At 70.8% G+C, this 23,985-nt stretch carries 24 protein-coding genes and 1 pseudogene; 6 read left to right on the forward strand and 19 right to left on the reverse strand.

From position 1 onward, the window contains the following. The 3 genes and pseudogenes from BM362_RS25235 to BM362_RS49275 form a co-directional block, all read left to right on the forward strand. Positions 1-693, forward strand: a 693-nt coding sequence (locus tag BM362_RS25235; protein WP_143132484.1) for an IS701 family transposase, incomplete at its 5' end; no start/stop codon positions are given. Further along, a pseudogene (locus tag BM362_RS50680) lies at positions 690-797 on the forward strand (IclR family transcriptional regulator); the annotation flags it as partial. The gene BM362_RS25235 and the pseudogene BM362_RS50680, both read left to right, overlap by 4 nt. Before the next feature lie 122 nt (positions 798-919). After that, positions 920-1,129, forward strand: coding sequence for an IclR family transcriptional regulator C-terminal domain-containing protein (locus BM362_RS49275; protein WP_244287278.1), 210 nt, complete (start codon positions 920-922; stop codon positions 1,127-1,129). Here the strand turns inward: BM362_RS49275 and BM362_RS25245 are convergent. The 14 genes from BM362_RS25245 to BM362_RS25315 all read right to left on the reverse strand — a co-directional run bounded on the left by BM362_RS25245 (position 1,126) and on the right by BM362_RS25315 (position 14,438). Then, positions 1,126-1,509 (reverse strand): hypothetical protein, encoded by a 384-nt coding sequence (locus tag BM362_RS25245; RefSeq protein WP_067585350.1) that lies wholly within the window; start codon positions 1,507-1,509, stop codon positions 1,126-1,128. The genes BM362_RS49275 and BM362_RS25245 overlap by 4 nt on opposite strands. Continuing rightward, positions 1,490-2,698 (reverse strand): AI-2E family transporter, encoded by a 1,209-nt coding sequence (locus tag BM362_RS25250; RefSeq protein ID WP_093574805.1) that lies wholly within the window; start codon positions 2,696-2,698, stop codon positions 1,490-1,492. The genes BM362_RS25245 and BM362_RS25250 overlap by 20 nt, the downstream gene beginning before the upstream one ends. Positions 2,699-2,843: 145 nt before the next feature. After that, positions 2,844-3,065, reverse strand: a complete 222-nt coding sequence (locus BM362_RS25255; protein ID WP_067585347.1) for a DUF6480 family protein — start codon at positions 3,063-3,065, stop codon at positions 2,844-2,846. Positions 3,066-3,091: 26 nt separating this feature from the next. After that, a complete protein-coding gene (locus tag BM362_RS25260; protein WP_093574806.1) occupies positions 3,092-3,313 on the reverse strand; it encodes a hypothetical protein in 222 nt (73 codons plus the stop codon). A gap of 1,078 nt (positions 3,314-4,391) precedes the next feature. After that, a complete protein-coding gene (locus BM362_RS25270; protein WP_093574808.1) occupies positions 4,392-5,543 on the reverse strand; it encodes a CoA transferase in 1,152 nt (383 codons plus the stop codon). Further along, complete coding sequence (locus BM362_RS25275; protein WP_067585339.1) at positions 5,540-6,352, reverse strand: enoyl-CoA hydratase/isomerase family protein; 813 nt, start codon at positions 6,350-6,352, stop codon at positions 5,540-5,542. Before BM362_RS25275 ends, BM362_RS25270 begins: the two co-directional genes overlap by 4 nt. Beyond that, the gene (locus tag BM362_RS25280; RefSeq protein WP_093574809.1) at positions 6,349-8,037 is read right to left on the reverse strand and encodes a CoA-transferase; all 1,689 of its coding nucleotides are present in this window, start codon (positions 8,035-8,037) and stop codon (positions 6,349-6,351) included. Before BM362_RS25280 ends, BM362_RS25275 begins: the two co-directional genes overlap by 4 nt. Beyond that, positions 8,037-8,489, reverse strand: a complete 453-nt coding sequence (locus BM362_RS25285; RefSeq protein ID WP_067585334.1) for a MaoC family dehydratase — start codon at positions 8,487-8,489, stop codon at positions 8,037-8,039. The genes BM362_RS25280 and BM362_RS25285 overlap by 1 nt, the downstream gene beginning before the upstream one ends. Further along, a complete protein-coding gene (locus tag BM362_RS25290) occupies positions 8,486-9,700 on the reverse strand; it encodes an acetyl-CoA C-acetyltransferase (RefSeq protein WP_067585331.1) in 1,215 nt (404 codons plus the stop codon). The genes BM362_RS25285 and BM362_RS25290 overlap by 4 nt, the downstream gene beginning before the upstream one ends. Beyond that, positions 9,693-10,559: an HTD2 family dehydratase gene (locus tag BM362_RS25295; RefSeq protein ID WP_067585328.1), complete on the reverse strand. Its 867-nt coding sequence runs from the start codon at positions 10,557-10,559 to the stop codon at positions 9,693-9,695. The genes BM362_RS25290 and BM362_RS25295 overlap by 8 nt, the downstream gene beginning before the upstream one ends. Continuing rightward, entirely contained in the window at positions 10,556-11,290 is a 735-nt protein-coding gene (fabG, locus tag BM362_RS25300) for a 3-oxoacyl-ACP reductase FabG (protein ID WP_067585324.1), read from the reverse strand. The genes BM362_RS25295 and fabG overlap by 4 nt, the downstream gene beginning before the upstream one ends. Positions 11,291-11,299: 9 nt before the next feature. Beyond that, positions 11,300-12,448 carry an acyl-CoA dehydrogenase family protein gene (locus BM362_RS25305; protein WP_067585321.1) on the reverse strand — a complete coding sequence of 383 codons (1,149 nt, stop codon included), beginning with the start codon at positions 12,446-12,448 and terminating at the stop codon, positions 11,300-11,302. Next, positions 12,445-13,272, reverse strand: a complete 828-nt coding sequence (locus BM362_RS25310; RefSeq protein ID WP_093574810.1) for an HpcH/HpaI aldolase/citrate lyase family protein — start codon at positions 13,270-13,272, stop codon at positions 12,445-12,447. The genes BM362_RS25305 and BM362_RS25310 overlap by 4 nt, the downstream gene beginning before the upstream one ends. After that, the gene (locus BM362_RS25315) at positions 13,269-14,438 is read right to left on the reverse strand and encodes an acyl-CoA dehydrogenase family protein (RefSeq protein ID WP_093574811.1); all 1,170 of its coding nucleotides are present in this window, start codon (positions 14,436-14,438) and stop codon (positions 13,269-13,271) included. The genes BM362_RS25310 and BM362_RS25315 overlap by 4 nt, the downstream gene beginning before the upstream one ends. Before the next feature lie 222 nt (positions 14,439-14,660). On the opposite strand from BM362_RS25315, the gene BM362_RS25320 reads away from it, so the two are divergent. Both BM362_RS25320 and BM362_RS25325 read left to right on the forward strand, forming a co-directional pair. Continuing rightward, positions 14,661-15,344 (forward strand): GntR family transcriptional regulator, encoded by a 684-nt coding sequence (locus tag BM362_RS25320; RefSeq protein ID WP_244287279.1) that lies wholly within the window; start codon positions 14,661-14,663, stop codon positions 15,342-15,344. Positions 15,345-15,477: 133 nt separating this feature from the next. After that, entirely contained in the window at positions 15,478-16,929 is a 1,452-nt protein-coding gene (locus BM362_RS25325) for an amidase (RefSeq protein WP_067585309.1), read from the forward strand. A 95-nt stretch (positions 16,930-17,024) separates the two neighbouring features. On the opposite strand, the gene BM362_RS25330 is transcribed toward BM362_RS25325, so the two are convergent. Both BM362_RS25330 and BM362_RS25335 read right to left on the reverse strand, forming a co-directional pair. Next, positions 17,025-17,693 (reverse strand): hypothetical protein, encoded by a 669-nt coding sequence (locus BM362_RS25330; protein WP_067585305.1) that lies wholly within the window; start codon positions 17,691-17,693, stop codon positions 17,025-17,027. Continuing rightward, a complete protein-coding gene (locus tag BM362_RS25335) occupies positions 17,690-17,872 on the reverse strand; it encodes a hypothetical protein (protein WP_093574812.1) in 183 nt (60 codons plus the stop codon). Before BM362_RS25335 ends, BM362_RS25330 begins: the two co-directional genes overlap by 4 nt. 202 nt (positions 17,873-18,074) lie before the next feature. Here BM362_RS25335 and BM362_RS46935 point away from each other — a divergent pair, with 202 nt between their 5' ends. Then, positions 18,075-18,464: a hypothetical protein gene (locus BM362_RS46935; RefSeq protein ID WP_143132485.1), complete on the forward strand. Its 390-nt coding sequence runs from the start codon at positions 18,075-18,077 to the stop codon at positions 18,462-18,464. A gap of 189 nt (positions 18,465-18,653) precedes the next feature. Here BM362_RS46935 and BM362_RS25340 read toward each other — a convergent pair whose 3' ends face one another. From BM362_RS25340 to BM362_RS25350, 3 genes are all read right to left on the reverse strand, one after another. Then, positions 18,654-19,868 (reverse strand): cytochrome P450, encoded by a 1,215-nt coding sequence (locus BM362_RS25340; RefSeq protein WP_067585297.1) that lies wholly within the window; start codon positions 19,866-19,868, stop codon positions 18,654-18,656. Positions 19,869-19,950: 82 nt separating this feature from the next. Further along, positions 19,951-23,025: an AfsR/SARP family transcriptional regulator gene (locus BM362_RS25345; protein WP_093574813.1), complete on the reverse strand. Its 3,075-nt coding sequence runs from the start codon at positions 23,023-23,025 to the stop codon at positions 19,951-19,953. Between the two features lie 29 nt (positions 23,026-23,054). Continuing rightward, positions 23,055-23,879, reverse strand: a complete 825-nt coding sequence (locus BM362_RS25350; protein WP_067585293.1) for a DUF4097 family beta strand repeat-containing protein — start codon at positions 23,877-23,879, stop codon at positions 23,055-23,057. Between the last annotated feature and the right edge of the window lie 106 nt (positions 23,880-23,985).

Here is a 23,985-nt window from a genome sequence, read left to right on the forward strand (position 1 = left end):
AACCTGGGCGAGCAGGACGCGATGGTCATCGACGAGACTGGGGGCCTCGAGAAGGGCGGCAGCACGGTCGGGGTGCAGCGGCAGTACACCGGCACCGCGGGGCGGATCGGGAATTCGCAGATGTCGGTGTTCGTGGTGTATTCGACCTCCGCCGGGCATACCTTCATCGATCGGGAGCTTTACCTCCCGGCCGGGTGGGCGCAGGACACGCCCCGGCGGGAACGGGCCGGCGTCCCCGCGGATGTCGGGTTCGCGACCAAATCCCGCCTCGCCCTGTCGATGATCACCCGGGCGCTGGAGGCGGGAGTCGCGGCCGGGTGGGTGACCGGGGACGAGGCCTACGGCAAGGACGCCGCCGGCCTGCGCGACCCGCTCGGGGACCGGGAGCAGGCCTACGTGCTGGCCGTGGCCTGCGATCACCGCATCGCCGGCACCGGCGGTCCCGCCCGCGCCGACGAGACGGCCGGCCGAAACGGGCCTGGCAGAAGCTCTCGGCCGGGGCCGGCGCGAAAGGGCGGCGTTACTGCCTGTGGGCTCGCATCCGGCTGCGCCAGGCCGGGAAGCCCGGGCAGCACTGGATGCTGGTGCGCCGCAACCGGCGCACCGGCGAGACCGCGTTCTACCGCTGCTACAGCCCGCGCCCGGCGTCGCTTGCCGAGAGGCGGCTGGTGGACCTGCTGGACGAGTCGGTGAACCTGACCGTCCGGACGGGGGACACCGCCCGGTTCATCGCGAGCGTCGAGTGCTCGCAGGCGTTGCGGGTCGGTTCACGCGAAGGGATGGTTTTCCCGGTGCATCAGACGACGGCCGGTCTGCTGTTGCTCGCCGAGCTGCCACCGGAACAGGTGGAGGAGCTGTACGCGGTCGACAAGCCAGGGAGCGGCCGGAGCCGGCCGAATTGCGGGCTGATCTGGCTCGGGTGCGGCGCAGCGGTTTCGCGCTCGACCAGGGCCGGTCGGAACGGGGAGTGGTGGCCGCCGGCGTGCCGGTGCACGGAGCGGACGGGGTGGTCGTCGCCGGGTTGTCGGCGTCGATGCCGAGCGTGCGATACCGGAAAGACCAGCTGCCGACGCTGGTGGCGTCGCTGCGCGCGACCGCGGCCGCGCTGGAGGCGGATCTGCGCGGTTAACGCGGGTCTTCTCCCGCGAGTGCCGCCGCGAAAGCCGCGTGCACGTTGAGGAATTGCTGCACCGGCAACTCGGCCGCGACCCCGGGTCGCTGCGGGGCCAGCCGTTTCGCCGCCCAATCGCCCCACCGTACGTGTGCTTCCTCGACGCTCAGGTGAGCCGCTTCGGCGGCACGGCGAGCGTTCACGCCGTCCAGAATCGCCTGGTGCATCAGCGCGGGGGTCGAGCGTTGTTCCCACGCGCGCAAGGACGCCATCGAGGAAAGCCGGTGCAGCGTCGAGGACACCGTCTGCGGTGCGGACCGGGGGAGCGGAAACCCGCGTTCGAGCGGTGCTCGCCGTGGTGCTGTGCCGTCGGCGTTGTCAGTGATCAAGCTTGTCATCAGAGTCCCTCCGAAGTGCGATTACCCGCCTGCGCACGGCCGAAACCCTTGATCGTCCGGCGGCGTGGGCGTTGGCGGGCCGCAGCGGGTCGATGTCGAGCGGATCCAGCCGCGGGTCGCGCAGCAGCGACGCGAACGCGGCTTTCGCGACCGCGAGGATCGGCACCGCGAGCAGCGCCCCGACGATCCCGGCGATCTCCAGGCCGAGCGCGATGCCCAGCACCACGGCGAGCGGATGCAGCCGGACCGCGCGACCGAGCAGAAGCGGCTGCAGCACATGGCTTTCCAGCTGCAGCACCCCGACGACGATCGCGAGCACGATGCCCGCCGCGACGAATCCGTTGGCGACCAGGGCGATCAGCACGGCGACCGCGCCGGCCACCACCGCGCCGACGATCGGCACGAACGCACCGATGAAGATCAGCGCCGCCAGCGGCACCGCGAGCGGGACCCCGACCAGCCAGACGCCGAGTCCGATGCAGACCGCGTCCACGCAGGCCACCGCGACGGTCGCACGCACGTAGCTGACCAGCGAGGCGAACCCGCGGCGACCGGCGACGTCGATCTCGTCGCGGGCGGAGGCGGGCACCATCCGCAGCAGGAAGCGCCACACCTGATTGCCGCTGTACAGGAAGAAAACGAGCACGAACAGCGTCAGCAGCATCTCGGTCAGCACGCCGCCGACGGTCGCCGCGGTGGAGAGCACCCGGCCGGCGAGTTCGGCGGTGTTGCCCTGGATCGCGTTGACCGCCTTGTCGAGGAGTTGCTGCACCTGCGGCAGGTGCAGCGGTCCGTGCTGCAGCCAGTTGTTGATCCTCACCAGACTGGCTCCGACCTGGCTGCCCAGCTGCGGAAGGCTCGCGGCGACCGTGGTGATCACCAGGGCGAGGACCCCGCCGAGGACGGCGAGCCCGACGACGATCGCGACGAGCGTGGCCAGCGCGCGCGGCACGTGCCAGCGCACCAGCCGCTCCACCAGCGGCGCGAACAACGCCGACAGGAGCAGGGCGATCCCGATCGGGACGGTGACCTGCGCGAGGTAGCCGAGCGTCCACGCGATGACCCCGAGCATCGCGAGGACGACCAGGAATCGCCAGCTCGCTGCCGCCGCGACGCGCAGCGACCACGGCACCGCGTCGGCGGCGTCCCGGCGTCGACGGCGGTTCGCGCCCGCGATCCGAGCGGTCATCCCGCGGCCGCGTTCGCCGACAGCGGTTCGGCGACCGATCCGAGGCGATGCCACGACCGCCGGTCCGTGCTCGCCCGTACCTCGTTTCGCCTCACGTCGATCACCTCGCGGCGCGAATTCCCGGCCGAGGTCAGTGGCAAACGGGCTAGAACCAGTCGAGGGCGCGCAGTACGAAGAACGCGGCCACCACCAGCACGAGGATCGCCACCGCGGCTAGCCAGCGGGCGGGCAGCGCGCGCGAGGGCATCGGCTGCGGATGCGAGAGTCCTGAGGTTTGCCCGGCGTCCGGCGGGGTGTCGCCGGGCGGCACGGAGCCGCCCGGTTCGAGACCCGGCACGTCGTCGGGTTCGGGCCCGGGTGCGGTCATGTTCGGTCTCCTCGTCGAGGGTGCGGTCACCGGGCTGGTTTGCCGCACCCGGCGGCGATAAACGTGGAGACCGGCACCCTGCCGGTTATCCCCTCCGCGATCGCGTCCATGGCCTCGGTCGGCAACGCGCCCATGGACCGCTCCGGTTCCGCCTGCCAGGCGACGAACGCGCCGTCGAATCCGGCGATGCCGAAATAGTCCAGCGCCTTGTCCGCCTTGTCCGCCGCCTCCGGGCCGAGGCGGCCCACGACTGGGAGATCATCCGGCGCATGCGCCGCCGTCCGCTGGCGCGGACGCGTTCGATGATCTCCTTCACCTCGACGTCGTCGACCGCTTAGGCGCTCATCAGCAGGATCAGGAAGTCGGGTTTCGCGGCGAAGACCTCGCCGGTGCGCTGCAGGAACCAGCCGAGCAGTTCGGCGGGCGGCAGGGACTCGGGCGGATTCGCCTGCGACTCGCGAAGGTGCCGGAAGAACTCGTATGCCCCGCGCTCCAGGACGGCCGAGAGCAGCCCGGCCTTGGGTGTGGCCGTGGCCGCTCATGAACCGAACGGCCGGTCCAAAACTATGGAGCACACTCGCTGCGCGGCAGCGCGAGCGGGCAGCTCTCTGACGTCGGGACACTGTCGCGTCAGCCATCAGGAATGTCACCACCGACGCGCCACAGCAATCGAACTGGCTTGACGACGCGGGCAATCTCCTCGCGGACGCCGGGGGACACCTGGTCCATGGGCTGGCGTCCTCCGGCAACGCCATGCTCAACCACCCGGGCGAGGTCGCCACCGCAGCAGCCGGCCTCGGGGTCATTAGCTCGGCCGCCGAAGGAAATCGCCGAACGAGACGGCCATGGCGCGAACGACGCCGCCATGCACGGTGCCGCGGACAATCCAGTTGAAATACCCGAATTCGGCCGGACAACTCGCATCGCTACACCGGCAAGGACGCTGTCGTTGACGTGAACCGGCACGGAGAGACCACTACGGCGTCGGCGCGGGGCAGAGCAGGCTGGAGGCAACACTCCGCCGGAGTACCGGGCGGTCGTCGCCGGTCTGCTGTCCGAACGAGACCCTGAACTGCCGCCTGCCTTTCAAGGGCAGGAGAAACCCGCTCTTGACCAGTAAGAAGCGATCATCGACGCGCTGGGCGACGCGTTCACCGAACACCTGGGCGCTGGCCAGGAACCGACCGGGCAAGGCGAGCTCATCGGCAACGCGCTCGGTGCCTTCCTCACCCGGTGGCCCGCGGAAGACCTGGTCGACGACTGATCCGCCGAGAGAGTGCTTCCCCGGCGCTTTCGCCCGGGGAAGCACTCTCCAGGAGCGTCCGCTCAGCGGTCCGCAGACGCGCCCAGCACCTCGTCGTTATGCTGCCCAACCCCCGGCGCAGGCCGCGGAGCAAGCCGATCCCCGTCCACCTGGATCGGCGACTTCGGCGCCCAATGCGCCCCCGCCCCGGGCTGATCCACCGACTCGAACAACGCCAGCTCCCGCAGCGCCGCACCACCGTCCCGGCCGAGTTCGGCGAAGCAGCGGTACCGCTCCCACAAAATCCGGTGCCGGGTAAGCACTTCGGCCACCTCCGCGTACGGCGTCCGGCCGAACCACCGCGCCAGCAGTGGCGTGATCACGTCCCGATGCCGGTATCGGTCGGACTCGGTGGCGAAGGAGATCCCCAGCGTCTCGCTCAGCCCGGCGAAGGCGGCGGACAGTCCGGTCGCGGCGAGCATCTTGTGCCAGTGCCGTTCGGTGAGCAGCACGATCATCACCCGGACACCGTCGGCAGTTTCGAAATCGTCGCCGTAGGTGCCGTAGATTTCGTTGCCGGATTTGGTCCGCGAGTGGTCGGTCAGCTGCGCTTCGGCGAGGTAGCCGAGGTTCCCGGCGGTGGCGAGGGCGACGTCCTCCAGCGCGACCCGGATCGACCGGCCGCGGCCGGTGACCTGCCGGTGCCGTTCGGCGGCCAGCAGCCCGATCGCCAGGTACAGCCCGGCGCAGACGTCCCAGGCGGGCACCACGTGGTTGACCGGCGCCGTACCCGTGCCGGTGAGCAGCGGGAAGCCGGTCGCCGCTTGAACGGTGTAGTCGACCGCGGCGCCGCCGTCGGCTCGGCCGTCGAGCAGCACGTGGATGAGGTCCGGCCGTCGCGCGCTCAGGGCCTCGTATCCGAGGTCCGCGTGCCGCGAAGTGTTGGTCACGACCACGCACGGACCGCCCTCGACGATCAGCTCGGCGACCCGGCGACGGTCCACTTCGGACTCCAGGTCGACGGCGACGGCCCGCTTTCCCTTGTTCAGCCCGGACCAGTACAGGCTCGTTCCGGTGTCGGACAACGGCCAGCGCGTGCGGTCGGGGGCTCCGCCCAGCGGTTCCACCCGCACGACGTCCGCGCCGAGTTGGGCGAGGGTGAGCCCGCACAGCGGTGTCGCGACGTACGCGGACAGCTCGACCACCCGCAACCCGGCCAGCAGTGCGGGGTTCATGCGTCGTGCACCCGGGAGAAGTCGGGCTTGCGGCGTTCGCGGTGCGAGGCGAGACCCTCGTGCACTTCAGGACCGCCGAAACCGTAGAACTCCAGTGCCAGCGAAGAGTCGAAGATCGCGCCGGCGAGCTGCCGGTACCAGAGGTTGAGGCTCTGCTTGGTCCACCGGATCGCGGTGGGGGCGCCGCAAGCCAGCTCGTGCGCGATCTCGCGGGCGGTGGGCAGCAGGTCGGCTTCCTCGTCCACACACAGCGACACCAGGCCGATCCGTTCGGCTTCGGCGCCGTTCAGCGGGCGGCAGGTCATCAGGTAGTACTTGGCTTTCGCCATCCCGCACAGCAGCGGCCAGCACACGGCCGCGTGGTCGCCCGCGGCGACACCGAGGCGGGTGTGGCCGTCGATGATCTTCGCGTTCGCGGTGACCACGGAGACGTCCGCGAGGACTCCGGCGACGAGTCCGGCGCCGACGGCAGGGCCGTGGATCGCGGAGACGATCGGTTTCGAGCAGTCGATCACGTTGTAGACCAGGTCGCGGGCCTCGCGCATGGTGCGGGAGCGGGCTTCGAAGTCGGTGGCGAGCTTTTCGACCAGGTCGAAGGACCCGCCGGCGGAGAAGCCGTTGCCTTCGCCGCGCAGCAGGACGGCTTTCACCGCCGGGTCGCGGTCGAACTCGCGCCAGATGTCGGCGAGATCGGCGTGCGCGGCTTCGCTGACCGCGTTGAGGTGCGGGGCGTCGAGGACGAGTTCGACGACGCCGTCCTCGTCCGGGCCGTCGACCCGCAGGTTCTCGAACTGTGCGTAGCGACTCATGCCGCTCCTTTCCTGCCGTCGCCGAGGAACAAGCCCTCGCGGTCGTATTTCCGGAGTTGCTCGACGTCGTCCGCGCTCACCTCGGGCAGTTCGCTCAGGTCCTCCGCCACTGCGAGGTCCCAGCCGCAGCGCGACCGGACGTGTTCGACGCGGTCGGCCAGCGGCTCCGGCCCGGGCGCGATCGCGGTGAGCACCAGTTCGCCGTCGCGCCGGGACAGGATGCCGAGGTCGGTGACCACCGCCCGGACCCGCGCGCCGGGGCTGGTGACGTAGCCGCAGTTTTCGATGAACCGCCGCGGGCTCATCGTCCCGACCACGTACGTCTCGTCCGCACCGGTCACGACGTCGTTCCCGCCGCCCGAACCGACAAGGTACGGACCGCCGTCGACGCGGGTGGTGTTGATGTTGCCGCGGCGGTCGATTTCCGCCGCTCCGACGCAGGCGATCGACCGCGTGGCCGGGCCGTTCACGAGGTTCCCGAGCGCCTGTTCGGTGTCGAGCAGCATCGAGGACGACGGGAAGTTGGCGAAGCTGAAGATGAACGGGTCGCCGGGTGTCGGGGAATAGTCCCAGAGTCCGAGCTCGGCCGCCAGCGCGACCTCGTGCCCGTCCGCCTTCGCCTGTTCGACGGCCACCCAGGCGGCGAGGTTCGCGAGACCGGCTCCGGCCAGCACGCCGTCGATCCGGGTTTCGGCGATTCGTGACCGGACGAGTGCGGCGAGCCAGGTCGCGGCGCGTTCCGGCCGGGTCGCTGGCCCGGTGTGTTGCCCGCGGCCGGTGGGCGGGGTGGGCTGGCCGAGTGTGCGGGTCAGTGCATCAAGCCGCCCTGAACCGAGTTTGGCGAGATATGCGTCGTGGTCGACGAGGATCCATTCGCGGATCCAGTCGTCGAAATCCGCCGAACGGCTGGCTTCCCGCGCCGCGATCCAGAACTCGACGTCCTCGGCGTAGCCGTCCACGGGCAGCCGCGCGCCCTCGGTGCCGGGGAAGACCCCGCCGGGATGGGCGCCGAACGGAGCCTCGACCACGGCCAGCACGCGGTGTGCCGGAACGCGGACGAACGGGGCCCACGGCCGCAGGTCGTCGACGACCTTTTCCACCGTCGCGAGCACTCCGCGCCGGGCGGCGAACGCACCGATCGAGCCCTCGAACATCGGCGGCGCGATAGCCAGATTGCCCTGCCGGTCGGCGACCGCGGCGTGCACGATCGCGACATCCGGGGTGAGCGGCGCGACCAGGCCGACGCGGCCGAACGGCGTGTCGACCTCCGCGTAACCGGGGTTCCCGGTCATCGACGAATCGCGCACCGAGCCGGTGACCACCGCGGGCACGCCGGTCGCGGCGGCGCGCAACCCCTGGATGTAGCTCAGGAACGACCAGTTTTCGACCTCGACCGTGCCGTCCGCGTACGCCTGCTGGAACACCGGGTTCGGCGTGAACACGGGAAACGAGTCTCCCGAGTAGACAGTCACGACCTTCTCCAGGCAGCCGGAGCGGAACAGCACCGCGCCGAGCGACGACAGGCTCGCCATGATCAGTGTGAACCGCGACGGCCGGTGCCAGTGCTGTCGCGCGATCTCGCGGACAAGCGCGCTCCACCGGCTGTGCCCGAGGATGACATGCAGCGCGTCGCCCTCGCGGACATGGCGTGCGACGGCTTCGTCCAGTGGGCAGAAGTCGGTCATCAGGCCACGACCACCAGGGTTTCGGCGACACACGCCGGTTTCGCCGAGTCTTCCAGCTCCACCGTGTACCGCGTGGTCACGGTGACCCCGGCGGGACCGTCTTTCACCTCGGCGAACGACGCGCTGGCGCGCAGCCGCGAGCCGGCCGGAACCGGTGCCGGGAACCGGACCTTGCCCAACCCGTAGTTGATCCGCGCGGCCCCGAAATCAAGCCGGACCAGCTGCGCGCTGAAGTACGGGATCAGCGAAAGCGTGAGGAAGCCGTGCGCGATCGTCGACCCGAACGGCCCGTCCGCGGCCCGCTCCGGATCGGTGTGGATCCACTGGCGGTCGCCGGTGGCCTCGGCGAACGCGTCGATCCGCGCCTGGTCGAGGGCGAACCACCCGGTCGGCCCGATCTCCTCGCCCAGCGCGGCCCGTACCTCGTCCGCCGAGCCGAAAGCCCGGGTCACGCCGACACCCGCTCGAACACCGCGGCCAGGCCCTGTCCGCCGCCGATGCACATCGTCTCCAGCCCGTAGCGGGCCTCGCGGCGCCGCATTTCCCGTGCCATCGTGGCGAGGATCCGAGTGCCGGTCGCGCCGACCGGGTGACCCAGCGAGATCCCGGAGCCGTGCACGTTGAGCCGGTCGAAATCGGACTCGCCGAAGCCCCATTCGCGGGTGCACGCCAGCGCCTGCGCGGCGAACGCCTCGTTGAGTTCGATCAGGTCGATGTCGGAGATCTTCAACCCGGCCCGTTCCAACGCGAGTGCCGAGGCAGGCACTGGCCCGATGCCCATCACCTTGGGCTCGACCCCGGCCACGCCGTGCGAGACCAGCCGCACGAGCGGGCGCAGGCCCAGTTCGGCGGCGCGTTCGCGGGTGGTCACGATGCACACCGCGGCGGCGTCGTTCTGGCCGCTGGCATTGCCCGCGGTGACCGTCGCCTCCGGGTCCTGCTTGCCCAGCACCGGCCGCAGCTTGGCAAGGGTTTCGACGGTGGTGTCCGGCCGGGGGTGCTCGTCGGTGTCGACGACGACGGTGCCTTTCCGCGTCTCGACCGGCACCGGGATGATCTCCTCGGCGAACACCCCGGACTGCTGCGCGGCGACGGCCCGCTGATGCGACCGAGCGGCGAGCCGGTCCTGCTCTTCCCGGCTGATGCCGTACTGCCGCCGCAGGTTCTCCGCGGTCTCCAGCATCCCGCCGGGCACCGGGTAGTGCTTGCCGCCCGGAGTCTGGCGGCCGCGGGTGAGCGAATCGTGCAGGTGGACGCCCGCGCCGCCCGCGCCCCAGCGCAGGTCGTTGGCGTAGAAGACGGTGGTGGACATGCTTTCCGCGCCGCCCGCGACGATCAGCTCGCTCGCGCCCGCCTGTACCTGCAACGCGGCGAGCAGCACCGATTGCAGTCCGGATCCGCAGCGACGGTCGACCTGCATGCCCGGCACAGTCACCGGCAGCCCGGCGTCGAGCGCGACGACGCGGCCGATCGCGGGGGCTTCGGCGCTGGGGTAGCAGTGGCCGAGGATGACGTCGTCGATCGCGTCGGCGGGCAGACCGGTGCGCTCCAGCAGGCCTTTCACCGCGATCGTGCCGAGGTCGGCGGCGGGCACGCTCTTGAGCGAACCGCCGAAGCGGCCGATCGGGGTGCGGACAGGTTCGCAGATGACGGCGTCACGCATGGAGAGTGCCTTCCTCGTGATAGTCGGCTTCGAGGCTGGTGCGCGGCCCGGCGTCCCCGACGAGGGTCAGGGCCGCGCCGCCAGGACGGGGTTCGGTGCGCAGGCGCGCGGGCTGGCCGCAGAACAGCGGGGCCAGGTTGCGGTGCGCCAGCCGGGTCACCCGCGCGCCGGGGGAGTCCAGGCGCAGCACCTCGGCCAGCGCCAGCGACATCAGCGGCCCGTGCACGACCAGGCCGGGATAGCCCTCGGCCCGGGTCGCGTACGGCCAGTCGTAGTGAATGCGGTGCGGGTTCGCGGTGGCCGCGGAAAAGCGCATCAACAAGGTGGGGTCGGTGGCGAAGTCCCAGCCGTTTTCGGTGCGGCGGAACGGAGTTCGCGCCAGCTCCGCGGGTTCCACTGGCGCTGCCCCGGAGGTGGTCGCGCCCGCTTCGCGGTAGATGAGGTCCTGCCGTTCCGCGACGAGCGGCGAACCGTCCACACCGGACAGCGCGGTCCGCACCACGACGATCACCAGCTTTCCGGAGCGGCCGGATTTCTCCGTCACCGAGTCCACAATGGACCTCCGGGTCACCGTCTCGCCGATTCTCGGGGCCCGGTGCACGGTCACCTCGCCACCAGCGAACATCCGCCGCGGCAGGTCGACTGGCGGCAGGAACGAGCCACGCGCCGGGTGCCCGTCGGGGCCGAGTTCCGAGGAGACCGGCCAGCGGGGGAGCGCGACCCAATGCCACAGCGGAGGCAGGTCGTCGCCCGGCCGCGGCGCGGGCAGCCCGTTGTCGAAGAGCGCGGCCAGCGCCGCGACCGGGGCCGGGTCGACCAGCTCCGCGGTCGTGACCGCGTGGGGTTCCCAGCCGGTCACATGAACCGCCCGCCGGTCACCTCGAGCACCGTGCCGGTCATGTAGGAGGACAGGTCGGACGCGAGGAACAACGCGACCGAAGCGATTTCGCCGACCTCGCCCGCGCGGCGCATCGGGATCTCGGCCATCTTCTGGTCCCACGCCTTCTGCGGCATGGCCTCGGTCATCGCGGTGCGGATCAGGCCGGGCTGGATCGCGTTGACCCGGACGCCGTGGTGCGCCATCTCCTTGGCCGCGGCCTTGGTCAGCCCGACGATCCCGGCCTTGGCGGCGGAGTAGTTCGTCTGCCCGACCATGCCGACCTTGCCCGAGAGCGACGACAGGTTCACGATCGCTCCGCTCTTGCGCTCGCGCATGATCGCGGCTGCCTTGCGGGTGCCGTTCCAGGTTCCCTTGAGGTGCACGGAAATGACCTGGTCGAACTCGTCCTCGGTCATGGTCCGCATCGTCGCGTCGCGGGTGATGCCCGCGTTGTTGACGAACACGTCGACCGGCGAGAACGTCGCGGCCGCGGCCGCCAGCAGGGCGTCGACATCGGCGGACTTGGTGACGTCGCAGGCGACGCCGACGGCTTCCCCGTCCAGGCTGTCCGCGGTTTTCGCGGCTGCCTCGCCGTCGATGTCGCCGAGCACCACCCGGGCGCCCTGGGCGACGAACAGCTGGGCGATGGCGAGTCCGATGCCTTGCGCGCCGCCGGTGACGACAGCGGTCCGGCCGTTGAGCAGAGTCATGGGATTCCCTCAGATCTTGTTGCGCGCGACGAGCTGCGCGGCGATGACGTTGCGCTGGATTTCGTTGGTGCCCTCGCCGACGATCATCAGCGGCGCGTCGCGGAAGTAGCGCTCGACGTCGTATTCCCTGGAGTAGCCGTAGCCGCCGTGGACGCGGATGGCGTCGAGCGCGACCTGCATCGCGGTTTCCGACGCGAACAGCTTGGCCATCCCGGCCTCCATGTCCGCGCGTTCGCCCGCGTCGAGCTTCTCCGCGGCGTCCACAGTGAGCAGCCGGGCGGCGCGCATCTTGGTGGCCATGTCGGCGAGAAGGTTCCCGACCGACTGGTGTTTCCAGATCGGCTTGCCGAAGGACTCGCGTTCCTGGGCATAGCGGACGGCGTCGTTCAACGCGGCCTGGCCGACGCCCAGCGCCCGCGAGGCGACCTGGATCCGGCCGACTTCCAGCCCGCGCATCATGTGCGACCAGCCCTGGTCCGGCGTGCCGCCGAGAACGGCGTCCGCGGGCACTTGCTGGCCGTCGAAGACGAGTTCGCAGGCTTCGACGCCGCGGTAGCCCAGCTTGGGCAGCTTCTTGGAGATGGTGAGGCCGTCGCCGGGTTCGACGAGCAGGACGCTCATGCCGCGGTGCGCGGGTTTCGCGTCGCGGTCGGTGATGCACAGCAGGCCGATGAGGCCGGAGTGCGCCGCGTTGGAGATCCAGGTCTTCGAGCCGGTGATCGTGTAGCCCTCGTCGCCCGGCACGGCCTGGGTGCGCATCGCCTGGAGGTCGCTGCCGCCGCCGGGCTCGGTCAGCGCCATCGTCGCGCGGATCCGGCCTTCAGCCATGGCGGGCAGGTACTTCTCGCGCTGCTGCGGGGTGCCGAAGGTTTTGATGAGATAGGTGATGACGGAGTGCCCGCCGATCGCGCCCGCCAGGCTCATCCAGCCGCGCGCGAGCTCTTCGGTGACGCGGGCGAAGCAGGCGGTGCTGACGTCGACGCCGCCGTGCTCGGCCGGGACGAGCAGCCCGAAGAAGCCGAGTTCCTTCATCTCGTCGATGAACTCGGCGGGGTAGATGTCGTCGGCTTCGAACTCGCGGACCCGGGGCCGGACCCGTTCGTCCACGAACTCCGCGACCAGGGCGACCATCTGCTGTTCGTCGTCGGTGAGCGTCATCGCCCGTTCCCTTCTCGTGCCTGCCGGAGGACGCGCTGGGCGCGCTCCAGCACCGGCTTGTCGACCATCTGTCCGTTCACTGCGACGGCGCCATCCGCGCCGGCGTCGAGGATCGACTGTGCCCAGCGGACTTCCTCGCGTGTCGGCCGCAGCGCCGCGGCGGCGACGGGTACCTGCTTCGGGTGCACGCACAGCTTTCCGGCGAAGCCGAGCCGCCGTGCGTAGCAGACCTCGTCGGTGAGGTGCAGCTCGTTGTCCAGATCCGCGGTGACGCCGTCGATCGGTCCGGGCAGTCCCGCTGCGGCGGAGGCGAGCACGAGCGCGCCCCGCGCGGCGACGAACGCGTCCCGGTCCGCCGGGTCGGCACCCAGCTCCGCGGCCAGGTCGAAGCTGCCGAACGCGAGGCGCTGCACGTTCGGCACGGTGGCGGTTTCCCGCGCGTCCAGCACCCCGCGCGCGGTCTCGACCAGCGCGATCACCACGGGCAGGACGCCGAGCTGCTCGGCCGCGGCACGCGTCGTCGCCGGTTCGGCCTTCGGCAGCATCACGGTGCACCGGCGCCGCCTGAGCACGGCGAGGTCTTCGTCGTGCCAGGCGGTGCCAGCGGCGTTTATCCGCACCGCGCACTCGGGGTTCTCCTCAAGCCACGCGACGACTTGTTCCCGCGCGTACTCCTTGCGCTCGGGCGCGACGGCGTCCTCCAGGTCGAGCACGACCAGGCTCGCCCCCGAAGCCACGGCCTTGCCGAAACGCTCCGGCCGGTCACCCGGGACGAACAGGAGAGTCGTCGCTTCCCGTGCCCGGGTAGCCGCGCGGCTGGTCATTTCTGTGCCTTCTTCGCCTGCCGGACCAGCCCGCCGCCGATGATGAGGCGCTGGATTTCGCTGGTGCCTTCGTAAAGCCGCAGCAGCCGGATGTCGCGGTAGATCCGCTCGACCGGTACGTCGCGCATGTAGCCGGTGCCGCCGTGGAGCTGGACCGCGAGATCGGCGACCTTGCCCGCCATCTCCGTGCAGTACAGCTTCGCCGCCGAGGGACCGATCCGGCGATCCTCACCGGACACGTAGCGCGCCGCAGCCTCGCGCACGAGCGCGCGCCCCGCCATCACGCCGGTCTGCTGATCCGCCAGCATTGCTTGCACCAGCTGGAAATCGCCGATCGGCTGGCCGCCCTGTGTCGCCGAAGCGGCGTACGCGACGGACTCGTCCAGCGCACGCTGCGCGGAGCCGACGGCGAGTGCGGCGATATGCACGCGACCCCGCGCGAGGGAGGTCATCGCGGCGCGGTACCCGTCGTCCTCGTTGCCGCCGACGAGCGCGGAGGCGGGCACCCGGACGTCGGTGAAGGTGACGTCCGCGGTCCAGGCGCCCTCCTGGCCCATCTTCTTGTCCTTGGGCCCTACCTCCAGCCCCGGCGTGTCCGCGGGCACGAGGAACACCGCGATGCCCGGCCCGGAGTCGTCCGCGGGACGGGTGCGGGCGAACACGACGAACAGATCCGCGATCGGCGCGTTGGTGATGAACCGCTTCTGCCCGTCGAGCACCCAGTCGTCCCCGTCGCGCACCGCCTTGGTGCGCAGCCCGGCGGGATTGGACCCGGCACCGGGCTCGGTCAGCGCGAACGACGCGACGACCTCGCCCGAGGCGATGCGCTCCAGCCACTGGCTCTTCTGCTCGCCGGTGCCGAAGCCGACCAGCACCTGTCCGGCGATGCCGTTGTTGGTGCCGAACATCGACCGCAGCGCCAGCGACGTGTAGCCGAACTCCATCGCCAGCTCGACGTCCTGGGTCAGGTCGAGCCCGAGCCCGCCCCATTCCTGGGGGATCGCGTAGCCGAACAGCCCCATCTCCGCGGCCTGCGTGCGCAGGTCGCCGGGGATGGCGTTGCCGTCCATGATCTCCTGTTCGCGCGGAACGACCTTCGCCCGGACGAAGTCGCGCACCAGCTCCAGGATCGGCCGGAAGTCCTCGGGGGTAACCGCTGCTGCCATGCCTCCCACTATGACCCAGACCGTCCAGCTAGAAAATACTTTATCAGAAATCATCGAATGGCTCACACTCTCGGGCGGCTGTCGGCGAAGATGTTTCCGCAGGTCAGGTTGAGTTATTGGAGCGGAGGCCGCACCCGGCACGGAGCGACTCGGCCGCCTGAGCGTGCCCCGGGCGTGTAATACTTCATCCGATACAGCCGCGCACGCAGGAGGGAGACGGTAGTGGCGACGCCCGAAACCACGAGTGCCGGACGGCGCCGCACGGGCCCGGCGAACCTCAAGGCGATGGCCGCCCAGGAAATCCGGCGCCGCGTCTTCTCCGGCCAGTTGCGCGCCGGGGCGAAGATCGACCAGGAGGCGCTGGCCGACGAACTCGGCATCAGCAAACTGCCGGTCCGCGAAGCGTTGATCACACTCGACCACGAGGGCGTGGTGGAGCACATCGCCCGCCGCGGCGCGTTCGTCGCCCGGATGACGCGCGACGACATCCGGGACCACTACCGCGTGTTCGGCGTCGTGTCCGGGTTGGCCGCGGAGCGCGCGGCGAAGAACCTCTCCCCGGAAAGCCTCCAAGCGCTGCACGATCTCGCGGACCGGATGGAGTCCGCGGCGGACCCTGCCGAACAGGAACGGCTGAACTACGAGTTCCACCGGAGAATCAATTACGCCGCCGGCTCGCGTCGTCTCCTGTCGCTTCTCGGCATCCTGGCCAAAACCGTGTCGCACGGGTTTTACGAGGCACACGAGGACTGGCCGGTCAAGGCGCGGGACGACCACCGGCTGATCCTGGACGCACTGTCCGCCCGCTCGGCGGCCCGGGCGCGCACGCTGGTGGAGAAACACCTCGCCGACGCGGGCGAGCGCGCGGTGGCTTTGCTGGAGAAACAAGGATTCTGGGACCGCTGACCGGGTTCGCCGAAGTCGCGGCCGCTGTCCCGTAGATGCGCGGCACCGGCCAGACCGCGCCCGTCGACCACGGGCCGCCGTTGTGGAAATTGACATTTTATGGCTCCGCCGGGTGCCCGTTACGGTCGCATTCATGGAGCGGAACTTTCACTCGGCCGAAGAACTCACGGCCGCCCTGCGGGCAGGCGAAGCGACCTCGGCGGAGCTGACCGACGAGGCGATCGCCCGCATCGAGCGGGAAGACAAGGCACTCAACGCGATCTGCGTACCGGACTTCGATCGTGCCCGCACCGCCGCGCAGGAGGCCGACCGGGCGCGCGCCCGCGGCGAAGACCGGCCGCTGCTCGGAATTCCGGTGACGGTCAAGGAGTGCTACAACCTCGCCGGTCTGCCCACGACCTGGGGTATGCCGCAGCACCGGGACTTCATCCCCGCCGAAGACGCGGTCCAGGTGTCGCGGCTCAAGTCCGCCGGCGCGGTCATCCTCGGCAAAACCAATGTGCCACTGGGACTTCAGGGCTTGCAGAGCTCCAACCCGGTCTACGGCACCACCAACAACCCGTGGGACCACGACCGCACCCCAGGCGGTTCCTCCGGCGGATCGTCAGCGGCGCTGGCGGCGGGCTTCGGCGCCCTGTCCATCGGCTCCGACATCGGCGGCTCGCTGCGCACCCCCGCGCATTTCTGCGGTGTCTACGGGCACAAGCCGTCCCTCGGCCTGGTGGCGAACCGCGGCATGGTCCCGCCGAACGAACTGCCCTTGCCGCACGAACTGGACCTCGCCGTCGTCGGCCCGATGGCGCGCACCGCCCGCGACCTGGCACTGTTGCTCGACGTCATGGCCGGACCCGACCCGCTGACCTCCGGCGTGGCGCACGACTTGGCCCTGCCGCCCGCACGCCACGAGCAGCTGAGCGAGTTCCGAGTCCTGATCCTGGACGACCATCCCTTCATCCCGACCGGAGCCGCGGTACGGGCCGGAGTGCACCGAGTAGCCGACGCGCTCGCGGACGCCGGTGCCCGGGTCGAACGGCACAGCCCGCTGCTGCCCGACCTGACCGAAGCCGCGACCCTCTACACCCAGCTGCTGTTCTCCGGCTCCGTCGCGCGCTTCCCGGTCGACGCCTACGAGCAGCTGCAGACCCGTGCCGCCGAACTGAGCGCGGACGACGAAAGCCTGGACGCGGCGCGGCTGCGCGGAATGGTGCTCACCCACCGCGACTGGCTCGGGGTGCACCACCGCCGCGAACTGCACCGCCACGGCTGGCGACAGTTTTTCGCCGAGTTCGACGCCGTGGTGTGCCCGGTGACGCCGACGCCCGCGTTCCCGCACGACCACAACCCCGATCTGCTGGCCTGCCGGATCGACATCGACGGCGTCGAGTACCCGTTCTTCGACCAGCTGGTCTGGGCCGGTGTCGCCACCATGCCCGGCTTGCCCGCCACGGCGATGCCAGCGGGCTTCTCGCCGGAGGGGCTGCCGGTGGGGGTGCAGGTCATCGGCCCGATGTTCGAGGACCGGACCCCGCTGCGGCTGGCGGAGCTGCTGGAGGGACGGATCGGCGGCTTCCCGGCGCCGAAGTAGAGATCGTGTTCGCTCCGGACTCGCTTCGCCTCGCGGCAGGATGCCCGGCCAGTTCGGAGCGGACCCCGTCCCGTTCCGGTTCCCTGCTCCGGCGATCAGGAAGGCGGGGGCAGGTGGCGGTGCATGCGATAAGCGGTCGGGAGCGGCCCGGTGAGCGTTTCCGGGGCGACGCCGAATCCGAGGTGCCGACCCAGGATCGCCATCATCGCGACCGAACTGTCGGCGATGGTCGCGGCGGAGGCGAAGTCGATGAGGCCGGAGCCGGACATCTCGTCGTCGAACAGGTGCGGATGCGTCCCGCCGCGGGAGTCGTACCCGCCTCCGCACGTGAAAGTGAAGACGAGGCGGCCAGCTGACCACTGCCGGATCGTCTTCGTTCGCGGCGACGAAGACGACCTCGGTGTCCCTGGCCAGATGGCTGGCGATGCCGTCGATGTGGGATTTCTGCTGAACGTATTCCACCGCGACGGTCCACTCGCCTGTCTCGGCGACACGAACCCATTGCGGCCCGTCGAAGAACCTGCCGTGCTCAGCACCGGGTCGGCGAGCGCTTGCCCGGCGGTCATGACTCGCGCCGAGCCGCGCACGAAGGTGAGGGCACCGCCGTCGAGGACGACCCCGGCCGGAGTGGCCAGCCACGCCCGGTCCGGATCGAGGCGATATCGGTCGTCGATCGGCGACCGATCGTTCTTGTGTCCGGCCAGCCCGCGCGTTGCCGCAGACGGGCTGTCCGGGAACCGAGGCGCTCGCCGGTCCGGGTTCACGAACCGGGGCAGGTCGCCGGCCCGGGATTGTGGCCGACGATGAGCCACTGGCTGTTCTCGACTGACGTGCCGAGCGCGGGGCCGCCGACGACGCGATGGGCGCGGGAGTCGATGACGACGGTGTTGCCCGGGTTTTCGCCGGCCACGAAGCTGGGCAGCGATTCGGCGTAGTCGTTCACTGCGGTGATTCTGCCAGCGAGGGTTTCCGCCGCGGTGCGGCAGCGGGAAACCTGTGTCGGCGGCGAACGCGGTCTGTGCGTGCTGGCGCTGCTTCGACTGAGCCGTGGTGAGCGATGTTGCTGTAGACCCTCCGCACGGCTTCGTGGGGGTTCGGTGCTGAGGATCCGATCGCGGTGATGACTGCGGCCGCCTTGTGCGGCGATGTCCGCGCTGGACTTGCCGTGGTCTTCGGGGAACAGCCACGACTCGAAATGCAGCAGCGACGGCCGCGCCTTCGTTGTAGCTGATGACGGATGTGGTGCCGACGAGAGCGACGACGCCCATGACGATGCCGCCGGTTCCGAGCCGGATCGTGCGTTTGGAGTTGTCGATGTCGCCGCCCGCGACGTCGCGGGCCCTGAACCGGCTGTTGCCGTCCTGGATGACGACCACCTGCGCGCCGTCGGCGGTCGCTCCGCGCACTCCGTCCCCGAGCCGCGCGGTCGGGGACTCGCGCTGCTGCGCCAGCCCATCGAGCGCGGCTGTGCCTCGCAGCCGCGGGCCTTCTCGCCGAGCTGTTTCGCGCCCTCAGCCAGGTATTCGGCCGCATAAGTCCCCGCGGCAGCGGCCAGGCTCGCGATGGCGTCCGTTCTCTCCGCCCTCCCCGGCGATTGCATGGCCTCGATCACTCAAGGCGGAGCGTGCCGGGTCCTGTCCTCCTGCGGACCAGTCGCTTCGCCCGGACGATCGGCGTGGTCCGGAGGCCGGGAAAAGGAAGCCGCCACCGGACCAGGCGGCCGCTCAGGACCAGGTGACCGGAAGCTCGTGCACCCCGTAAATGTTCATAGTGGTCCGCAACGGCACCTCCCCGGCCGGAACCGCGAGCCGCAGGTCCGGGAAGCGGCGCAGCAGCCCCTCGAATCCGACGCGCATCTCGATGCGAGCCAGCTGCTGTCCCAGGCACTGGTGGATGCCGTGGCCGAACGCGACCTGCCCGCGGACCTTGCGGTGCGGGTCGATCGTGTCGGGATTCTCGAAATGATCCGGGTCGCGGTTGGCGGCGAGCAGCGAGACGACCACAGTCGAGCCGGCCGGGATCGTCTCGCCGCCGAGTTCGACGTCCTCCGTCGCGTAGCGGTAGAAGATGTCGGCCACCGACAGGTAGCGCATCAGCTCTTCCACCGCATTGGCGAACAGCGTCGGGTCGGTGCGCAGTTCCGCGAGCTGCGCCGGGTGTTCGAGCAGCGCGAAGGCGCCCAGGGACAGCATGTTCGCGGTGGTCTCGTGTCCGGCCAGCAACAGCAGGAACGCCATGCCGGTCAGCTCCTCGACGCTGAGGTCCTCGTCGCGGGCGAGGTCGGAGAGGATGTCCTCGCCGGGTTCGGCGCGCTTGTCCGTGCACAGCTGGCCGAGGTAGCCCATCATCGCGCCGAACGCGGCCATCTTGTCTTCGAGGTTGACGTCCCGCTCCATGAACTTCGACGAGTTCGCCTGGAAGGTTTCGCGGTCGGCGCAGGGAACGCCGAGCAGTTCGCAGATCACCAGCGACGGCACGGGAAGAGCGAACTCCCGAACGAGGTCGATCGGCGGCGCGAGCCGCGCGACCGCGTCGAGTTGCTGTTCGGTGATCGCGATGATGCCGTCTTCGAGCTGCTTCATCCGCTTGACGGTGAACGCGCCGGTGAGCTTGCGCCGCAGCCGGGTGTGGCCGGGGGCGTCCATGCTGATGAACAGGCCGGGGATCTGCGGCGAGGGCTCGGTGGCGACCGGCATTCCCGGCGTCTCGTACGGCACGTGGACCACGCCGATGTCGAGGCGGCTGCTGAACCGGGCGTCGGACATGACCTGGCGGACCGCGTCGTACCCGGTGACCAGCCACCCCTCGTGGCCGTCCGGGAAGAGCATCGGGCTGACCGGGCGGGTCTCGCGCAGCGCGGTGATCGCGGCGGGCGGGTCGAACGGGCCGGCGTCGCGGTCCATCGGCAGGCCGTCGACCGGGGAAAGCTGCTGGCTCATCGGGAAATCCTCTCGTGGCGGCTTGATGTCGCCACGATCTCCGAGAGGCCAGACACCCGGCCGTCACGGCGCTGACACGGGATCAGGCCCGCGTCAGCGGCACCGCCACCAGGTCGGTCCAGGAATCCGCCGCGCCTTCCTGCGCGGCCTGGTCGAACGCGGCGTCGCCGAGGCGGTTGCGCGCTTCCTGCTCGATTCGCGTCACATCCGGGTTCGCCAGGTCTTTCCGGCCGAGCACCCGCGCGCTCGCGGCCAGCAGTCGTGCGGCCTGGTCGTACTGTGCGCGCCGCAGTGCCAGGTCAGCGACCCCGACGATCGCCTTGGCGATCTCTGGCGCGCGTCCGGTTTCCGCCGCCGCGTCGCAGGCCGCGGCGCGGTGTTCGCGCGCTTCGTCGAGGTCGGCGGCGAACCAGGCGCGCAGTTCGTGGGCGGCGGCTCGCAGATGTGGTTGCTGGGCTTCGTCGCCCAGCAGGGCCATGGCGTGGCCGAAGTGGTCGAAGGCGTCCTGCGCGTTGCCGTTCCATCGGGCCAGTTCCGCCCGGACGAGGGCGAGCGAGGCCAGCGTCCCGGGCCAGGTGACGCCTTCCGCGAGGCTTTCCGCTTCGGCGACCGCGGCGGCGCAGGCGTCCTTGTCGCCCGCGAGCCAGCGCAGCCGTGCCTGCCGCATGCGCAGCTGGACGACGTCGTCGAGGGCGCCGAGTTCGGCGACGACGGCGATCGCCTGGTCGAAATGCTCGCTGGCCTCGGGGAATTCGCCGCGCATGGCCAAGCAGCCGGCCAGTTCCGTCTGGGCGAACGAGATGCCGAACCGTTCGCCCAGCACCCGGAACTCGACCAGCGATTCGTCGAACCAGGATTCGCCGTCCCGGCCGAGCACCATCCGGAGCTTGCCGATGTGCAGCCGGGACAACGCTCTAACCCACGGATCCTCGTCGTCCAGCAGCGACTCCCAGGCGGGCAGGAGCGCGTCCGTGTCGCGCAGCATCATTTCCAGCGGCACCACCAGCCGCAGTGCCGCGTGGCAGTGCCGCCCGTGCTTGCCGAACTCGTACGCCTGGTGGACCCACCGCGCGGCTTCCGGCATGTCGCCGGGTCCGGACGTGGCGAACATCGAGGTCAGGGCGTACACGATGGCTTTGGTCTCGTCGGGGACCTCGCCGGGAACCGCGATCGCGGCGGTGATCAGCTCCATGCCCTCGGCCTTGCGGCCCACGAGCCACCAGTACCAGCCGCAGGCGGCGGCGAGCCGCATCGCGGCGTGCGCGTCACCGGCGGCGAGCGCGCCGCGCATGGCCGAGACGAGATTGTCGTGCTCTGCCCTGAGCACGGTGAGCCACTCCACTTGCTCGCCGCGGCGCAGGCGGGGTTCCGCGGTTTCGGCCAGCTCGGTGAAGTACGCGAGATGCGCTTGCCGGGCCAGCTCGGCCTCCCCGGCTTCGGCGAGGCGTGCGGTGCTGTACTCCCTGATCGTGCCGAGCATCCGGTACCGCGGCGCGCCTTCGCCGAACGCGACGAGCAGGGACTTGTCGCTGAGCGCGGAGAGCAGGTCCAGCACCTCGTACTCGTCGACCAGTTCTCCCGCGCAGACCCGTTCCGCCGCCTCCAGGCTCGCGCCGCCGGCGAACACCGACAGCCTGCTCAGCACGAGCCGTTCGCCGTCGCTGAGCAGCTCCCAGCTCCAGTCGACCATCGCGCGCAGCGTCCGGTGCCGGGGGAGCGCGGTGCGGCTGCCTCCGGTGAGCAGCCGGAACCGGTCGTCGAGACGGTCCGCGAGCAGCTCGGGCGACATCGTGCGGAGCCGGACCGCGGCCAGTTCGATCGCGAGCGGCATCCCGTCCAGCGCGGTGCAGATGCGGGCCAGCGTCCGGTCGTCGGCGAGGTGCTGGTTCCGCGTCGTCGCCCGGTCGCGCAGCAGCTGGACGGCCTCGGCGCGCGGGAGCGGTTCGACCGGCCACAACGCCTCGCCGGTGATCCCCAGCGGTTCCCGGCTCGTCGCGAGGATCCGCAATCCGCGGCATTCGCCGAGCAGCCGGTGCGCGAGGGCGGCCGCGGACTCGATGACGTGTTCGCAGTTGTCCAGGACCAGCAACGTTTCGCGGTCGCGGATCGCGGAGACCAGCCGGTCCGCCGGATCCGCGGAGGACGCTTCGCCGAGCAGCGCGTCGCGGAGGCCGAGCCCGGACAGCGTGGCCTGCGCGAGGTCGTCCCCGCTCCCGGCGGCGGCCAGTTCGACCAGCCAGGCGCCGTGGTGCAGGCCGGCGACCAACGTGCGGGCGGTTTCCGTTGCCAGCCGGGTCTTTCCCGAACCGCCGGGGCCGGTCAAGGTGGTGAGCCGATGCCGCGACACCAGGTCGCGGACCGCGGCGACATCAGCCTCTTTCCCGACGTAGCTGGTGAACTCGGCGCGCAGGTTGCTCTTGCGGCTTTCCTCGCGCCGTCCGACCTCGCCGCGCAGCAACGCGACGTGCAACGCGGACAGTTCGGGCGACGGGTCGGCGCCCAGTTCGTCGGCCAGCGTTTCCCTGATGCGCTGGAACGCTTGCAACGCCTCGGTGTTGCGGCCCGCGGCGGCGAGCGCGCGCATCAGCGCGGCGACGAGCCTCTCCCGCACCGGGTGCGCGGCCACCAGGTCGGTCAGCTCCGCGACGAGATCCGCGCCGCGGCCGAGATCGAGCTCGGCTTCGAACCGGTCCTCCATGGCCGCCAGCCGCAGGGCTTCCAACCGCGTGGCCGCCGCGTCGAATGCGCCGCTGTCGGGCAAGCCGACGTCCTGCATCGCCGGGCCGCGCCACAACTCCAGCGCCTCGCGCAGCCGCGCCGGCCCCTGGTCCCGGGCCTGCGCGAGTAACCGCTCGAAGCGCACCGCGTCGACCGCGTCGGCGTCGATGGCCAGCCGGTAGCCGTCGGTCAGCCCTTCGACCACGGCTCCCGGGAGCGCCTTGCGCAGCCGGGAAACCAGGCGTTGCAAGGCGTTCGCGGCGTCGGCGGGCGGGTGCTCGCCCCAGATCCAGTCGATCAGCGACGCCTTCGGGACGACCTGGCCCGGCCGGAGCGCGAGGGCGACGAGCAGTCCGCGCAACCGAGCGCCCGGAACCTCGGCCGCCTCTGCTCCATCGCCGTCGTGGACCTCGAACGGACCCAGGATCTTGATCTGCACCCGTCCGATCCTGCCATCCGACCGGGTGGTCAGGCCGCGGAATGGACGACGATGTCGCCGAGCCGCGCACGGGCGTGGACCTTGACCGTGTCACGAGGGCTGTCCGGCGTGCCGAGGGTGTTGCGCACGGCGCCCTTCGCGCTCTTCGCGTCCACGTCGGCGGTGGTGCCCGCGCTGACGCCGACCTCGATCCCGCCGGCCGCGTTCGACAGCTCCACCAGGCCGCGCGTGACCCGCCCGATCCGGATCGGGCAGTCGGCCGCCCTGGCGACGACGCTCCCGTCCGCGGTGCCGATGTCGAAGCTGCCGTTCGACCCGCCGAGGTCGACGTCGGACCGGGCGCGGCCGATCCAGACCTTGCCGCTCGTGCCCTGGCAGCGGATCTGGCCGTCGACCTCGCCGATCCGCAGGACCGCCGCGCTGCCCTCGATGACCGCGCCGCCGGCGACGTGCCCGACCGCGAGCCCGCCCGCGCCGAGGTTGCCGCGCAGTGCGTCGACCCGGTCGAGCTGGACCCGGCCGGAGCCGATGTTGACCTCGCAGTCGCCGAGGGCGCCGTCCGCCCGCACCTCGGTCCAGGCCGTGTTCAGGAGCAGCTTCGACCCGGCGGGCAGTTCGATCGCGATGTCGACCGAGCCGGCCTGGCGGCCGGACTTGGTGGTCTTGACCGACAGCACGCCGTCAGCGAACTCGACCCTCGTCTTCTCCGCGACCTTCACGTCGGTCGAGTTCGCCGCGTCGACCGGCTGCACCCGCACGACGGTCTCGGCACGCTCGCCCGCGGCGATCCGGACGCGGGCGCCCGCGGTGGTCAGCGCGGCGGTGATGGGGTGGGGGGTGGTGAACGTGGACATTTCCGGTCTCCCTGGCTGGCTTGGCGGTTCGTTGCGACCACATTCGACTGCCCGGCGGACACGCAGCTGTCACGGCGCAGACGCAGGGGAGACGGTCGTGGCAGGC

The sequence above is a fragment of the Amycolatopsis rubida genome (genome assembly GCF_900115345.1).
Taxonomy (GTDB): Bacteria; Actinomycetota; Actinomycetes; order Mycobacteriales; family Pseudonocardiaceae; genus Amycolatopsis; species Amycolatopsis rubida.

Coding starts and splice junctions, on each gene's coding strand:
- BM362_RS25245 (WP_067585350.1), bottom strand. CDS start 1,509: ATGACAAGCTTGATCACTGACAACGCCGACGGCACAGCACCACGGCGA.
- BM362_RS25250 (WP_093574805.1), bottom strand. CDS start 2,698: ATGACCGCTCGGATCGCGGGCGCGAACCGCCGTCGACGCCGGGACGCC.
- BM362_RS25255 (WP_067585347.1), bottom strand. CDS start 3,065: ATGACCGCACCCGGGCCCGAACCCGACGACGTGCCGGGTCTCGAACCG.
- BM362_RS25270 (WP_093574808.1), bottom strand. CDS start 5,543: ATGAACCCCGCACTGCTGGCCGGGTTGCGGGTGGTCGAGCTGTCCGCG.
- BM362_RS25275 (WP_067585339.1), bottom strand. CDS start 6,352: ATGAGTCGCTACGCACAGTTCGAGAACCTGCGGGTCGACGGCCCGGAC.
- BM362_RS25280 (WP_093574809.1), bottom strand. CDS start 8,037: ATGACCGACTTCTGCCCACTGGACGAAGCCGTCGCACGCCATGTCCGC.
- BM362_RS25290 (WP_067585331.1), bottom strand. CDS start 9,700: ATGCGTGACGCCGTCATCTGCGAACCTGTCCGCACCCCGATCGGCCGC.
- fabG (WP_067585324.1), bottom strand. CDS start 11,290: ATGACTCTGCTCAACGGCCGGACCGCTGTCGTCACCGGCGGCGCGCAA.
- BM362_RS25305 (WP_067585321.1), bottom strand. CDS start 12,448: ATGACGCTCACCGACGACGAACAGCAGATGGTCGCCCTGGTCGCGGAG.
- BM362_RS25310 (WP_093574810.1), bottom strand. CDS start 13,272: ATGACCAGCCGCGCGGCTACCCGGGCACGGGAAGCGACGACTCTCCTG.
- BM362_RS25315 (WP_093574811.1), bottom strand. CDS start 14,438: ATGGCAGCAGCGGTTACCCCCGAGGACTTCCGGCCGATCCTGGAGCTG.
- BM362_RS25325 (WP_067585309.1), top strand. CDS start 15,478: ATGGAGCGGAACTTTCACTCGGCCGAAGAACTCACGGCCGCCCTGCGG.
- BM362_RS46935 (WP_143132485.1), top strand. CDS start 18,075: ATGTCCGCGCTGGACTTGCCGTGGTCTTCGGGGAACAGCCACGACTCG.
- BM362_RS25340 (WP_067585297.1), bottom strand. CDS start 19,868: ATGAGCCAGCAGCTTTCCCCGGTCGACGGCCTGCCGATGGACCGCGAC.
- BM362_RS25350 (WP_067585293.1), bottom strand. CDS start 23,879: ATGTCCACGTTCACCACCCCCCACCCCATCACCGCCGCGCTGACCACC.